The sequence below is a fragment of the Enterococcus sp. 3G1_DIV0629 genome (genome assembly GCF_002141285.1).
GTDB lineage: Bacteria > Bacillota > Bacilli > Lactobacillales > Enterococcaceae > Enterococcus_B > Enterococcus_B lactis.
Map to the genome: position 1 here is coordinate 1 of NZ_NGLI01000007.1, position 14719 is coordinate 14719.

Consider the following 14719-nt stretch of genomic DNA (forward strand, 5'->3'; position numbering starts at 1 on the left):
TTTTAGTCTCTTCAATAACTTCTTTTATTGTTTCTTTTCTCATGTTGAAATGGCACATGAGAATGTTTAATAAATGGATAGAAAAGTTTTTCGAGGAGGAAACGAAGCAAATAAAAAAATACCTATCTAGAGACAAGTAGTACAAAATTTGAATGAGAGGAATAGAAATGATTAAAATTATAAATACAAGTGGTGATATAGTGTATATTAATCCTAACTTTATAACAAGTATTTGTTATAATGATTTGGATGATTTTACAGTAATTGATTTATTAGGTGGCGGAACAATATTTGCAGAAGGATCGCCTGAAAAGCTAGAAGAAGTATCTTTATTATTAAAAGATATTAAAAGTAGTGAAAATCAGAAATAGAAAGATTTATCTTTCTGAGATAATTAGGACAAATTATTTGAATAAATAGATAAAAAGGTAAACAATTGTTTACCTTTTTGTTTTTTTGTTCGTTTTTAAAAGTGTTTCGTGTGTTATTAAAATATTTTTGTTGTTACATTAGATAAAAAAGCAATTTAGGTGAAGTAGTATGACAAAAGACAATCCTTATCAAACAGAAGAAGGTTGGCTTAATGTTGAACTTATCATTAGTGAGGTAAAGAAATTTGGTTTTATTGTGGGGAATCGTGACATAGGGAAAACATATGGGTTTCTCGATCACAGTATTAACAAAGGGTTTCTTAATATACTTGATCGCTTTTCATTGCAAAGTATTGAAGAATTAGAAAATATGCCTTCATTTGTAGATTCTGAATATCAATTTTTCTTTTTAAGAAGAACTTTAACACAAGCCAGAGAAGCTGCTAAAAGGCTTATTTTAGAAGACTTTTTAGAAGATTTTAAAGCGGCTCTTGATCCGACTATTCTTGAAGGATTTGAAACTTATATAGATTTTGAAGGTAGTTCAGAAGGTGTTAGAGATATTTTATTTGTATTTAAAGACAAAATGAACAAAAAAAATAGAAAAAGAATAAGAATAGGATATATAAGCGCTATATCAGCTGCGGAAAAAATACGTGGTCCCGGTATGCCTTATGTAAAGATTATTATTTTAGACGAATTTCAAGCTAAAAAGCTATGGAATTATTTACCTGATGAACCTATTGAATTAGAAGATATTTATGATTCTATTGCACGTAATAGAGCAGGAACAGAAGACTGTAAGTTATTTGCATTAGGAAATTCTGGTAGTATTTTAAATCCGTATTTTGCTTATTATGATTATGATGAATTTAACGAAGTAAAAACAGAAAAGAAAAATGGATCAATCATTTTTTACCATCTAGAAAATGAAGCAAAGCGCAATCAACTATATAAAGATTCAATTAGTGGTACTGCTTACGGAGATTATGCTCAAAGAAATCAATATCCAGATAATGATAATTTCAATGTTCTAAAGCTTAAACATGCCAAAAGTCCTAGACAATTACTCTATAATATTAAACTTGATAATATTGTGTTAGGTGTTTGGAAAGACGGAGAAAATCATTTAATTATTAGTCGTTTAATTGATAGAGATAAAAGGACTTTTGTTGATAAAATTCCTTCTGGATCAGAAATTTTAGATTTGCAAATATTTTATATAATAACTACGCAATTAAAGAATAAACAGATATATTTTGATGCTCCTGATTTGAGATTAATTGTTGAAAAATATATGCGTAAATATATGTTTAAAGATTTAAGTAAAATAAACGGCTGGGAAGTATTCTAAAAAAAGGTAAACAATTGTTTACCTTTTTATTATTTTGTTCGTTTTTATGGCTATTTGATATGTATTTCAATTTTTGATGGTGCTAAATTTTATTTAAAGAAAAAAATAAAAGGTAGCTGATGATATGTCGAGAGTAAAATCAAAAATTGAATTTTATTCAGCTGTTCCGATATCAACAGATTTTAAACATGAGCCTCTCTTTGATAGCAAAGCCGAACAAAAAGCCTATTTTGATAATTTCAAAGTAGGTTCTATGACAGGAAGTTATCAAAGAGTAGAAGAGCAAATTAGAACTAATAAGAAGTATGAACAATTATTAGAAGTTAACTATGTACATGTGATTAATCCTAGCTATGAAGGAAGCACTGAAAATTGTGAATGGTGGGGCTTTGTAATGGATATTCACTATGATAGTGATGGTTTAGTTTATGTTGATTGGGTAGTTGATCCGGTACAAACATTCATGTTCAAGTGGGATTTAAGTAAAGCATTTATTGAGCGTGGAATGCTAAACGTGGTTAAAGAAAAAGGCAACCAATACTACCTAGATAACAATTTAGCTCCTTTATTGGCAAATCAAGAAGAAATCGGAGTAGATGGGTTAGCATATGAACTTTTGTATGATGATTTATTTGAGGATGCAGGCAATAGTGGGGATGTTAATTTTTTAGTTATAGCTTTAGCTGATGCTGAAACTATGAATTTTATAGGAACACCAACACAGCTTACTTATTATGTTCTACCTTACAACACTTTAACAGGTCAGTTATTAGATTTTAGAGTAGAAAATGTAGTTAATTTAAGTCATTCAAACAAAGTGACTATAGAAACTTCTAAAAACAGCGAAAATTCATTAGCAACAGCCGTTAAAAAGTTTACTGATGATGTAAAGCTTACTAATGGAGGTAAGTCAGTAGTAGTCAGCTTTTTACAAAAAGAAATAGGACTTGCTTTTTCTTATGACAGTAATAAAAGAAAATTAACTACTAAATTAGGAAATGGCGAATGGGGCGGCTATAACCAAAACATGGAACTTTATGAAATAGGCAGCAAAACTTCTGGCGGATCGTCAGGCGGAGGAAGCGGCGGCGGAGACAGCGGAGACTCTGGAGGAAGTGGCGGAGATTCGGGAAGTACAGGAACTTTTACTGATGGAGACATAGTAAATTCTGGTTACGTTATAAAAAATGAGCATATCAATATGCTGTTAAAATACGCTAAACAAAGAAATATTATGCCTAGTTTTATGATTACTCAAATGTTTTTTGAAAGTCATTGGGGAGATTCCGGAACATCTACTGTTGGGGTTAAAGATAATAATTGGAGTGGTATAAGTATGCCTTTCAATCCACCGCCGGGAGTTACTGTTTCTCAAGGAACGCCGAGAGCAGAAGGCGGTTATTATGTTCATTTCAATTCATTAGATGATTACTTTAATAGTTTTTGCTTTGTATTATCAGAAGCTAATGGTTTGTATCATACAGAAGGCAAAAAAACTTTAGATGCTTATGTAAAAGGCTTATTTAGAGTTGGGGGAGCCAATGCAGACTATGCTGCAAGTGGTTATGAACATTATTTATCCAATATGCAAGCTTGTTACAATGCAATCAATTCTCAAAATCCGGGAAAATTTGAAAAATTAGATGGATTGATGAGTAAATCTTTAAAAAATAGAGCATTAGAAGCTAAAAGTTCTGGCTGGGGATGGCCGTTTTCTGATGATGATGGTAATAAACCTTGGGGCTTAGATAGCCAATTATTTGGAACACATCCAGAAGATGCAAGTTTCAGACCACCAACCGGATTTCATGATGGACTTGATTTTGGTTCGGTAGATCATCCGGGTTCAAATATAAGATGTGTTCATAGTGGCGAGGTGGTTTATGCAGGATATGCGCCTAGCGGTTATGAAGCTTTGGGATATGTGATTGCCACACATTCAAGTGATGGCTATTACGTTGTTTATCAAGAATTTGGTAATAGTAGTGCTGATATAAAAGTGAATGTTGGTCAGAAGGTTACACTTGGAGAAACTATAGGAACAAGAACAACAGAGCATTTACATCTAGGCATTACTAAAAAAGATTGGTTAGCAGCTCAATCAAGCGCATTTGTAGATGATGGAACTTGGTTAGACCCCATGAAAATTATAAAAAATGGAACTGGTGGCGGTGATACAGGGGGAGGAGATTCTGGAGGAGATAAACCTACTCCTCCCCAAGGATCAGGTATTTATGCTTTGAAAATAAATAGGTTTAGATTCCCTAAAATAGCTCAAAAGTATGTTCAGTTATTAGTTGAAAATAAGAAAAATGATTACACAAAGTACCGACTAATTAGAGAAGCCTTGAATATCACTTTAGGGCAAACTCATCCTGAAACTATTAATTATATCAATTCCTTACAAGGTCCTAAAGGTCTAGAAAAATTATGCTGTGCTCCTTTTTGTACTATGACTTTATCAAATGGTAAAGGTGTACAAAAGAATTTCAATCTTGCCAACTTCAAAAAGCAGGAGGCACCTTTCTTAGTTGATGTAAAAGGATTTTTGGGCAAGTCAAATCGTGTAGAGTTTTATTTTGAACATTATTTAAACTATGTTGTTGACAATGGAGAAGGCGAAGAAAGCCGAGTTCAAGGTGAAGCTGCTATTAGGAAAGATTCTTTAATAGATGCAACCATGAAGAACTTTGATTTATATATTGATGCTTCAAAATCTTATGAATATTTAAATCAAAACAGAATTAGTCAAAGCATAGACAATGCAAAATTTGCAGTATCACAAAACAACATACAACAAAGCAATAGTGAAAGAAATTTTGCATTAGGTCAAGCCAATACAAGAAATATAAATTCTATAAATCAATCTGGAGCAAGAAAACAACTCGATAACACTCAGTATGGACAATGGCAGCAATACGGATTGCAGGGAGCTAAAACTATGGTTGGTGCTTTAGGAGATGCAGCTGTAAGAGTTGCACAAGGTGGTCCAATTATAGGGGGAGCAGCTGGAGTAGCAGGTGCTGTTACCGGATTAGCTCAATATGCTTTGGATGGAGCAGGAATAATGGCTAGTCAGAACATAGCTAATCAATCTTTAAATATTGCTCAAAGTACAGCTAATGCTGCACTTGCTGCTAATCAAGGAACAGAACAAAAAGTATTTTATAACAATCTTACGACTTCACAATTAATTGCCTCTAATCAATATGAAAATGCAATTGCCAATATTAATGCAGGCTTAGCGGATATCAGAAATGAACCTGATATTAGCGCTGTTTCTGGTAGTGATTATAATTTTGAAGTCGCTTGGGATAATGATAGTTATTACTCTATTTTGTACACAATTAATCCACAAGCACTAATGATTGTAGCTGAATTTTTCGCTCAATTTGGTTATAAAATCAGGCGATACGACAGTATTTCTAATTATATGAAAGTAAAACCATCATTTAACTATATAAAAACAAATGGGGCAGATGTTAAAGGAAGAATTTCTAATAAATGGAGAAATGCTCTAAATATGATTTTTGATAGTGGAATTACTTTCTGGAGAGACAAAGAAAAAATGAAAAAACGTGACATAACAGGAAATTATTAGTGAGGCATAACATGAGAAAACCAATGAATAAAACAACTTATAAAGAATTTGAGAAAGTTATTAATGAAACTGAAAATTATTCGTTTGAATATTCAAATGATAAAGTTCATGTTTTCTATGATTATCGGCATGGAGAACAAGTACCGAGTTCTTACAGTATTAGACAACCATTATTTACTATTTCTCTAATTAAAGCCTTTGAAATAATTGCTCCCTATGGGTATAGGTTTGTTGGTATGAAACAATTAAAGGACTTTTCAAAAATTGAACAGATTTCTCTTGATTTGTCTAACACGCCTATATGTTTTAGAGAGTAAAAAATATATAGGAAAGTGAGTGTAAAAAAATTTGAAATTAATTTTTCTAACAGAAGAGATTATGAAAGATGAATATGGAAAATTACTTGTGTGGTTAGGATTTATTTTGATCCTAATGTTTATTGATACAGCTACAGGATGGGTTCAAGCTTATGTAAATCATGATTTGAAGTCAGGAAAAATGAGTGCAGGAATTTTAAAAAAATTTGCTCTATTTTTAGTTTTAATGGGTGTTGTACCTACAACAGTTTTATTACCTGAAATCATTTCATCTAGCGTTATTGTGTGTGTTTATGGTTTAGAAATCATAAATGAATTTACAAGCATTATTGAAAATCTCAATAAGCTAGGTATTTCTACAAAAATATTTGAACCTTTTATGAAGCGATTGAGCTCAACTAATCAAAATACAGTTGAGATAAATAAAACAAATAATGAATTAAATCATAAGGAGGAAGAAACAAATGAGTAAACATTTAGTAGTTTTTGGACATGGTCAAGGTGATCCCGGCGCAACGGGGAATGGATATCAAGAGGCAACATTTACACGTAATATTTTAGGACCAAAACTAAAAGCATGGGCTGCTAAATTAAAGAAAAATCAAATTGATTTTTACAATGAATCTCTAGATATGTATCAACAAACAAAGGCAGGCGGCGGAGCGTATGGAGTAAATGGTTATTCTTCTGTTACAGAGTTCCATTTAGATGCAGCTACAAGCTCTAGTGCTACAGGTGGGCATGTAATTATCAGCGCTCGCTTTAATCCAGATTCTAATGATTTAGCAATTGCTAAAGTTTTAGAAAAATATGTTGGACTTTGGGGATCATCAAAACCTACAGGAACTTATAAACGTGATGATTTGCTTAATATGAATGTATTTGCAAATCGTGGCATTTCTTATCGTTTAGTAGAACTTGGCTTTATTTCAAGTGCTAAAGATGTAAATAATTTAGTGAAAAATATTGATGCAGTTGCTAAAGCATTAGTAGAAGCTATTACAGGTGAATCTTTAAGCGGTTCAGCTAATACAGGTTCTACTTCAAAACCTCAATCAAGCTCAAATCATGACAAAATAATCGAAGAAAGCCCAGCTAAAACAGTTAACGGAATGACAGCAAAATTAGCAAAATTCCGTGAAGAACCTTTAGGAAGTTTCAGGGAAGCAGGATGGGCTCATGCAGGGAAAGAAAATTATAATTACTGTTTTATTTTCCTTATGGATAAAGCAACTAATAAAGAAGTAGCACGTCAAAAATCAAAAGACATTCCACGTCCAGATGTTAACGCTGCTTATGGATTAAGTAGTAATAATAAACCGGGATTTGATACAACAATTGATATTAAAAAATTTGCAGGAAAGCAAGTTTATGTAAAAGTTCGATTAACAAATGATCCCGCAGGAAATATGAAGGGCGGAGCAAAAGATATTGATTTCCCTGAATATTATTTAACAATTCCTAAGCGATAATAATGAAAGGAAATGCTTAATATGGATAGATTAATTAACGTATTTTTAAAAAAAATTGAGGAAGTTAATAAAAAAAATTTTAGATCAATAAATTTTGAAGTAAGAAGAAAAAATTATATGGAGCTTGATTTAAGCGGGGAAAATAGATGTATTATTAAAGGTTTTTTTGAATATTCTAATAGAGAAAATGATGATTCAGATTCTGATATTAATACATTTAATAAATTTAGGGATACTCTTTTTAACAGGTCACTTCACTTCCAATCAATTAAATTTGAGTCATTTAAAATTTCAGATGGATCTATGATTTATAGGGTTGCTTTTGATATTGAATTAGGAATCGAAGAAGAAATTTCTATTCCAGTTCCAATTAGAATCGGAGAAGAAGTTGAATTTATTATGAATAATGAAAAATTCCGCGGGGTTGTAGAAAAATATTGTGATAATAATCCTGACCAAGTAGAAGTTAGAGTAGATTCAACTTGTGCTTATATTCTTGATTATAGAAATTTGTTTCCAATAAAAAAGTAGGAGATTAATAATGTCTAGTTATACTCAAGAATTGCAGTGGCTGTTGAGAGGTTTTTCAGATTTCAATGAAAAACCTCAACTATATGCCTCGCCTCAATCAATTATCGAAAACAGTAGAAAAAATTTTTTCAAAGCAGTTGGTAATTATCCTTTTAAAATTTGGGGGGATGAAAGGGATATTGCTTTTAAAGAAGAATTTGAAAGATCATTTTTAGAATACTTTTTCATGAAAGAATACGGATATCAAACTCCAGATGCTTTTATTTTACAATTAGGTTCTTTTTTAAGAAGAAAGATGCCGATTTATTGCCAGCATTGGCGGATGATACTTGATGAAATGTATATCACTCAAACGGGAAATGCTAAAGGCAATGTAACTGGAAACACTGTAAACAATGATTCTCGTGTTACTGGTAGTAAAAGTAGATCATTAAATCATAGCGATTCTAGCGGAACTACAGATGCTAAGAGTGTAAATAGATCAGGTGTAAGTAATACCCCTCAAAATGAATTAGATATTGATTTAGACAATATATCATATGCTTCACAAGTTCAGAAGGCAGACAATGCTAGTAATACTAATACAACTGGTAAAAGTCGTTCTGAAAGTCACTCAGGAGATTATACAGCTAGCTTAGGTGATGCTAAAACCGATTCTATTACGGATAGTATTACTAATACACAAGGAAGAAGCAAAGATGTATTTGATATTTATGATGAGTGGGTCAAAAGTGGCTATGATTTGTTTACTCCTTTATTTAAAGAAATGATGAAAGAAGAAATTTTCGTCATATTCAATTAGGGGGATCATTATGGAATGGCGAATTAGTGTCAATGAATGGAGATTATTACCGGAAAAAGAAAAAGATTTGTTTGAATTTATCAGTAATGAAGAAGGCTGTTATTTCAGAAGATTACCGGATAAAGAAGAAGGTAATGATAGTGAAAATGTAGTAGATGATTTTAATAGATTAACCAACAGAATGGAGGAATAATCATGGAAGGCAAAGAAGAAGTGAATGAAAAATATACTGAATTTATGGAAGGTATAACTCCTGAAGATCAAACAGGTAGTACAGATATTCAAGATCCATCAGAAGATGATCCAAAAGAAAAATCTGATGAACCAAAGAAAGAAAAAGGTAAATTAGCATTTATGGAAATTCATCATAATCCTGAAAATGATACGTATACCATGAGTTCAGAAACCTTCATGAATTTTTTAAACGTTCCAAAGCCAACTAATTAAATGATGGAGTGGGTTTAAAATGGAAAATCAACTTCAAAAAAATATTGATTGCATTTGGGAATTTGTTCAAGGATGCAATGATACAAGTTCAGGTGATGAATGCAAAGGACCAAAAGGAGATAAGGGTGATCCCGGAAAATCAGCTTATCAAATTTGGCTAGATGCAGGAAACAAAGGAACAGAAGCAGACTTTTTGAATAGTTTAAAAGGAAAAGATGCTAAAGTTGGCAATTTTAGAATCAATAGTGAGGGCAACTTAATATATACCGCAGAAGAGGAGTGACATCTTTGGTAGAAAAAAATTTAGGGCACGTTGTTGGTCCGCAGGGACCAAAGGGAGATACAGGACCTAAAGGGGCTACAGGAGCAACCGGACCTCAAGGGAAAATTGGGCCACAGGGACCACAGGGAGAACCGGGAAAAGTTGGAACTTTTCATATTAATGAACAGGGCGATCTCATTTATACAGAGCCAGATTAAGGGGTTGTTATTATGTCTGTTATTAACTTAGGGCATGTTGTTGGTCCACAAGGTCCTAAAGGAGACACAGGACCACAGGGACCAAAAGGAGATCCGTCAGACCTAAAGAAAAGCGAAGTAGTAATTAATCTTGGTTATGGATTAAAAGGCACGCTAAGAAAAACAGGTCAAGTTGTTACGTTAGATTGTAATACTAATCAGACAGGAAAACGTGCAGATGGAAGTGCTAAATTAAACGAAACTATTCCATCAGGTTATAGACCAGAAAATTTTAGGGTAATACCGGCATGTGTAAATATAGGTTCTAATTTAGAGACTACTAGGACAATGTATCAATGGATATATCCAGATGGAACAATGAAATACAGTTCTAAAGGTTTAAATGCTGCACCTTTAACAATTAGTTTCAGTGATACATGGATTACTAAGGAGTAATGAGCAATGCCAAAAATATATACAAAAAATGAAATTGGGCATTTAAGTGGGTATGCTATTTTGCCCGGTCCAGATTTAATTGAAATAGAAACAGAAATATACCCGGATGATTTTGAAAACTGGGTATGGGATGGTAAGGAATTAAAAAGAGAACATATTCCTACCAATGCCGCAGATGTGGATGAAGATATCTCTATTTTTAAAGAACAAAATTCATTATTAATGAAACAATTGTCTCAATCTATAAAAGAGCAAAGCAATTTAAAAATGATGGTTGCTCAATTAACAAAAAAAGTAACGCAATTAAATCAAGAAGAAGGTGGATCACATGAATAATTTTCCCGGATTTGACAATATCAAACAGTTTTATGATTGGGGCTGTTATTCAGTAAGTGATTTAGTTGATTACGTTAAAATGGGTTGTTTAACGAAAAAAGAATTTGAAAAAATTTGTGGTTCTAAATATCCAGAGGAGGCTTAAATTAAATGTCGATTTTAACAGGATCAAAGAATTTCTTTACTAAAACAAGGCGATATATTGATAGTAAATTTGAGGATGCCAAAAAGTATACGGATAAAGCCAAAGCAGATTTATCATCTGTTGTTAGTCAATATTACGCAAAAAAAGTAGATGTATATACTAAGCAAGAAACAGATGAAAAACTTGAATTAAAAGCAGATACTAGTTCGCTTGCCGCAGTTGCTACTACAGGTAATTATAAAGATTTGATTAATGTACCTACATTTGCAGCAGATTCAGGTCAAGTTAGCATGGTAGAGCTGTTTAATGGTGGTTCTGATTTAAGCGATAGTGAATATAAGCTAAGTTTATCTGATAATCAAAAGCTTTTAAATATTAGCTTGCAGCTGCTGCATATTACAAAAAGCAGTGAGGAAATTATATCCTCTATTCAATTATCGTCCTACGCTTTTGATGTTGCTGAACAATATAAAAGAGAATCAAGTTTACAATTTATTGATTCTAACAATACAGCACAATATTTAAAAGTGGAAACTTATAAAGGTACAGAAGAAGGCAAAAAATGCTTTTATATTAAATTTCCAGCTACTAATCAAGCTAGACCAGATAGCGGTGATATTTACAGAGTTTCAAATGTTACAGGTTATGTTCTTAATACAAATAATGAACCTTCATAAAATATAAAAAAGGATTGGAGTAAAGAATTATGGAAAATATTGAAAATAAAAAAGTTGATGAATTAATCGAAAAAGCAGCAGAAGATCAGTTAGAGAATGCTACTAATGAAACTTATGCTGAAAATGATGAAATTGTAGAAGCAACAGCAGATAACATTCCTGATTCAGAAGAGAAGTCAGAAGGTGTAGCTGTTACTGAAACAGAAAATAAAGAATCTTGGCAAGAAGATAAAAAAGAAAATGCAGAAGAACTTTCAAAAGATTCTAATGAACAAGAAGGAAAAGGAGCTTTTGAAACAGCCCGTAGTCAATGGGCTAATGGATGGAGTGTGTAAAAATGTCAGATGTCAGAGTTGATGCTATGCAGGAAAAGCTAGATTTAATTGATAAATTAGATGATGTTACAGTATTTATCAATAATAATCAACAGTCTATTAACCCTACTAATTTAGCAGAAGTTTTAGATCAAATTAGTAAACTTGAAGAGAAAGCAAAACAAGCTTTTTATCAAGATGAACAATTTGATCCAATTATCTATCAACTTATAGAAGAAACAGAACGCCAAGATAAATTAATAAATAATTTATCTAACAGGATTAATTCTGGATCAGAAGAATTAAGTGATTTAGATGATGAATATAAGGGGGTTATTATTGAAGATGTTTGAAGTTGAATTGCCTACATTTTATCAAGAGGATAAAATTTCTGATTTTTTTATCCCTAATATTAATGATTTATCGGCTATTAAAAACAATGACTATTTTAATACAGATGCTTTAGAAGGCTTTATTAAAGTAGCTGATAAGTTAGAAGATTCAGTATTTAAGTTTGTTAATATTCAGCAACAAAAAGTAGCTCATTTTTTGGCTTTAAAAAAGAAGTATGAAGAAAATAACGAAAAATTGAGAGAATTAAACGATCAATTAGTTATTGCTAAAGTTCAAAAACGGAGCTTTGGAAAAGAAGTAAATGGAAATGAATATGACGATGTAATTATAAAAGGATTATAAAAAGGAGCGTGTAATTTAAATGAATGGATTTAAGAATTTAGGAATCACACCAGCAGAATTTATGAATACGGTACGGGCTAAATTGCCTAAAAATTATCAAGGACAATTACCTATTGCAGAGAGAGGACAAACTAGTTTTACTGGAGTAGGGGAAATTTTAAGTCAAGATGAAAATTTTGCCAATGTTTGGCATAGAACAGCTATTAATTTAGTTGCAAAAATCTTGTTTAGAGAAAATAAAATTGTTAATCCGCTAGCTGAATTTGAAGGAGAACTAATCACTACTGGTGACAAAGTAGAAGAAATGATTATTGATGCAGCTGAAACATTTATGTTTGATCCTTCAAAAGCTGAAAAGAAATTATTTGAACGTAGAGCACCAGAATTATTAGCGGCAATTCATAGCAGAAAACGTGATGTATCTAACTTAAAAACTTTACAAGACACAGTATTTACAGATATTTTCCGTGATGAAACACAATTAAATAGATATGTAATTGCTGTTACTCAATCTATGCTATCTGGAAATGAATATGAAAAATACTATGAAACTAAAAAATTAATTTCTACAGCTGTTTATAAAGGAGCAGTTAGAACTATTGATATGGGTAAAGCTTTGACTGCTAAACAAATGCAAAAAGCTATTTTACGTCATTCAAAACTGATGATCCATCCTAATCGTTTTTATAATATGGGATATGTAAATCAGGCTAACAATAGAGGCTATACTGGGGTAAATATTCAAGCTGATTTTACAGAATTAAGAATGTTATTACCTGTAAATACAAGCGTTGATTTATCAGTTGATTTCTTTGCAGCAGCTTTCCATTCAGATGCGGTTAAATCTAACTTAGCTATTAAAGAAGTTGATTTCTTCCCAAGTATTTATGAATACACAAAGGATCACGTTGTAACAAATGAAGATATTGCGAAAGGATTTTTAAGTGATTACACCTTTGAAGTTGGCGAAACTGTACCAGCTGGAACAGAAGCAAGCGAGGCTGCTTATCAAGATTCTTTAACAGGAGCACAAGATATTGAACTAAAATTTGATGGTTCACGTATTCAAGCGGTTATTTTAGATAAACGTGCGTTGATTATTAATCCACAAATTCCTGTTGAACTATCATCTACTGCCAACCCTCTAGGAAGATATACTCAAATTATTTTAAATGATAAACAAATTATGTCATATAGTCCATTTATGCCAGCTTGTGTAATTTTAGCAGATGAATTAGTTGATACAGTAGAACTAACATCTATTGCAATTGATAATAAACAACTGCCTGTAGATGCTACAGGTCAAGTTAATATCCCTTATAGTGAAGAAACAGGGGCAGCAGCTAATGAAGTTTTTGGCGAAGATGATCCAGAAACTACGGAACAAGGAAAGGCTACTGAATCAGTAGATACTGATAAAAAGTCTAAAACAACTACAAAAAGAACAAAAAAAGACGATTCCAAAGAGGAATAAAGAATAAAGGATAATAAAAACCTCTTAGAGCTAATTTCTAAGAGGTTTTTTTAGGAGGTAGTTTCTTTGGAAAATAATTCAGCTATAAAAATTTATGACAAGTACGGAGTTGAAACAGGACAACACTCGACTTTTTTAAGAACGTATGGAGCTCGTCAAGAAGTTATTTTAGGTATATTAGATGAAACAAGTACAGATAATAATATGTCTAACGATTTCAAAGAATTTGAGCGTATGCAGGCAGAAATATTAAAAGTTCAATTTCAAGATATGTTAATTAATTTATTTACCTATACTAATGTTCCACCAACTTTAAATATTGCACAGTTAGAAACAATGCTTAGAAATTTTGGCGGTGGTGTTTGTGTAGGAAAAGATGATTATGGAGACATAGTTATTTTAGGAAGATCAGATGAGTTAGGATATAACTTATATGGCGATATTATGCCTTCGTATTTTGATTCTAATAACTATTTATCTAATAAAAAATTAATTACGCCAAGAAATCTAAAAGGCGATTATGTAGTTTTTTATAATAAGCAGAGCTTTTTAGATTTTTATTCAACAGATTTTCAAATTGTTAATCATTATTGCAAGATGTTAGCAACTATTAAGGCAACAGAGAGAATGAATTGGCTACAAATGAGAAGTCCTTATATTATTAAAGGTCAAAAAAACGGTGTTAATTCACAAATCTTATTACAAAAAATTTTATCAGGTGAAATAGCTATAGATATAGATATGGACGCTAATATAGCGGATAAAATAGGTAAAATTGATTTTAATGTTCCTGATCGGACATCTACACTGCAAACAGCTTATAGAAATACAACAAATGAAATGCTAACTCTTTTTGGTGTATATAATAATCCAGATCAAAAAAAAGAGCGAATGATTAGCGGTGAAGCATCAGCAAATAATCACGTTATAGAAGGTATGGGAGATATCTATTATAACGCAAGAAGACATGCAGTTAATTTATTGAATTTGGCATTTGGAACTGAAATAGAAGTTCAGTGGAATAGTACAGTAGCTACAATGTTTAGAAATATTGCTAATTCTAAGAATTTAGGAGCTTAAGGAGGTAACTAGATTGAGTATTTCAGAAGAAAATATGAATAAACTAACAGAATTATCAGGGGCTCAATATCCTACACATTCTACTCAAAAGAAATTAGATCATGCTTTAAGAAGATTTAAATATAATTTTCCTTCTCTAAATTGGTGGGGAAATACTCCTATTGAGCCAACAGGAGCAGGCTTAACT

At 31.8% G+C, this 14719-nt stretch carries 21 protein-coding genes; all 21 read left to right on the top strand.

Features of this window, described 5'->3' with window-relative positions; all coding sequences use genetic code 11:
• The first annotated feature begins 167 nt into the window (after positions 1 to 167).
• The 21 genes from A5816_RS15795 (at position 168) to A5816_RS15890 (ending at position 14532) form a co-directional block, all read left to right on the top strand.
• The gene (locus A5816_RS15795; protein ID WP_086311725.1) at positions 168 to 371 is read left to right on the top strand and encodes a hypothetical protein; all 204 of its coding nucleotides are present in this window, start codon (positions 168 to 170) and stop codon (positions 369 to 371) included.
• 169 nt (positions 372 to 540) lie between these two features.
• Positions 541 to 1725 (top strand): phage DNA encapsidation protein, encoded by a 1185-nt coding sequence (locus A5816_RS15800; protein ID WP_086311726.1) that lies wholly within the window; start codon positions 541 to 543, stop codon positions 1723 to 1725.
• 124 nt (positions 1726 to 1849) lie between these two features.
• Positions 1850 to 5326, top strand: coding sequence for a peptidoglycan DD-metalloendopeptidase family protein (locus tag A5816_RS15805; protein WP_086311727.1), 3477 nt, complete (start codon positions 1850 to 1852; stop codon positions 5324 to 5326).
• Positions 5327 to 5337: 11 nt separating this feature from the next.
• Entirely contained in the window at positions 5338 to 5643 is a 306-nt protein-coding gene (locus A5816_RS15810) for a hypothetical protein (protein ID WP_143354119.1), read from the top strand.
• A gap of 61 nt (positions 5644 to 5704) precedes the next feature.
• Positions 5705 to 6115 (top strand): phage holin family protein, encoded by a 411-nt coding sequence (locus A5816_RS15815; RefSeq protein ID WP_086311729.1) that lies wholly within the window; start codon positions 5705 to 5707, stop codon positions 6113 to 6115.
• Positions 6108 to 7115, top strand: coding sequence for an N-acetylmuramoyl-L-alanine amidase (locus A5816_RS15820; protein ID WP_086311730.1), 1008 nt, complete (start codon positions 6108 to 6110; stop codon positions 7113 to 7115). The genes A5816_RS15815 and A5816_RS15820 overlap by 8 nt, the downstream gene beginning before the upstream one ends.
• Positions 7116 to 7136: 21 nt before the next feature.
• A complete protein-coding gene (locus A5816_RS15825; RefSeq protein WP_086311731.1) occupies positions 7137 to 7646 on the top strand; it encodes a hypothetical protein in 510 nt (169 codons plus the stop codon).
• Positions 7647 to 7656: 10 nt separating this feature from the next.
• A complete protein-coding gene (locus tag A5816_RS15830) occupies positions 7657 to 8448 on the top strand; it encodes a hypothetical protein (RefSeq protein ID WP_060805038.1) in 792 nt (263 codons plus the stop codon).
• A 10-nt stretch (positions 8449 to 8458) separates the two neighbouring features.
• Positions 8459 to 8641: a hypothetical protein gene (locus tag A5816_RS15835; protein WP_060805040.1), complete on the top strand. Its 183-nt coding sequence runs from the start codon at positions 8459 to 8461 to the stop codon at positions 8639 to 8641.
• A gap of 2 nt (positions 8642 to 8643) precedes the next feature.
• Positions 8644 to 8895, top strand: coding sequence for a hypothetical protein (locus A5816_RS15840; RefSeq protein ID WP_060805043.1), 252 nt, complete (start codon positions 8644 to 8646; stop codon positions 8893 to 8895).
• 19 nt (positions 8896 to 8914) lie between these two features.
• Positions 8915 to 9178, top strand: a complete 264-nt coding sequence (locus tag A5816_RS15845; protein ID WP_060805045.1) for a hypothetical protein — start codon at positions 8915 to 8917, stop codon at positions 9176 to 9178.
• Between the two features lie 5 nt (positions 9179 to 9183).
• Complete coding sequence (locus A5816_RS16675) at positions 9184 to 9375, top strand: collagen-like protein (RefSeq protein ID WP_218777106.1); 192 nt, start codon at positions 9184 to 9186, stop codon at positions 9373 to 9375.
• 12 nt (positions 9376 to 9387) lie between these two features.
• Entirely contained in the window at positions 9388 to 9810 is a 423-nt protein-coding gene (locus A5816_RS16140; RefSeq protein WP_143354120.1) for a hypothetical protein, read from the top strand.
• A gap of 6 nt (positions 9811 to 9816) precedes the next feature.
• Entirely contained in the window at positions 9817 to 10146 is a 330-nt protein-coding gene (locus A5816_RS15855) for a hypothetical protein (protein WP_086311732.1), read from the top strand.
• Complete coding sequence (locus A5816_RS15860; RefSeq protein WP_086311733.1) at positions 10139 to 10291, top strand: XkdX family protein; 153 nt, start codon at positions 10139 to 10141, stop codon at positions 10289 to 10291. The genes A5816_RS15855 and A5816_RS15860 overlap by 8 nt, the downstream gene beginning before the upstream one ends.
• Positions 10292 to 10296: 5 nt before the next feature.
• Positions 10297 to 10968, top strand: a complete 672-nt coding sequence (locus A5816_RS15865) for a hypothetical protein (RefSeq protein WP_060805055.1) — start codon at positions 10297 to 10299, stop codon at positions 10966 to 10968.
• 29 nt (positions 10969 to 10997) lie between these two features.
• Entirely contained in the window at positions 10998 to 11303 is a 306-nt protein-coding gene (locus A5816_RS15870; RefSeq protein WP_086311734.1) for a hypothetical protein, read from the top strand.
• A gap of 2 nt (positions 11304 to 11305) precedes the next feature.
• Positions 11306 to 11635 carry a hypothetical protein gene (locus tag A5816_RS15875; RefSeq protein WP_086311735.1) on the top strand — a complete coding sequence of 110 codons (330 nt, stop codon included), beginning with the start codon at positions 11306 to 11308 and terminating at the stop codon, positions 11633 to 11635.
• Complete coding sequence (locus A5816_RS15880) at positions 11622 to 11978, top strand: hypothetical protein (protein WP_161440426.1); 357 nt, start codon at positions 11622 to 11624, stop codon at positions 11976 to 11978. Before A5816_RS15875 ends, A5816_RS15880 begins: the two co-directional genes overlap by 14 nt.
• A gap of 19 nt (positions 11979 to 11997) precedes the next feature.
• On the top strand, positions 11998 to 13452 hold the full coding sequence (locus tag A5816_RS15885) for a hypothetical protein (RefSeq protein WP_086311736.1): 1455 nt from the start codon (positions 11998 to 12000) through the stop codon (positions 13450 to 13452).
• Positions 13453 to 13518: 66 nt separating this feature from the next.
• Positions 13519 to 14532: a hypothetical protein gene (locus A5816_RS15890; protein ID WP_086311737.1), complete on the top strand. Its 1014-nt coding sequence runs from the start codon at positions 13519 to 13521 to the stop codon at positions 14530 to 14532.
• The last annotated feature ends 187 nt before the right edge of the window (positions 14533 to 14719 follow it).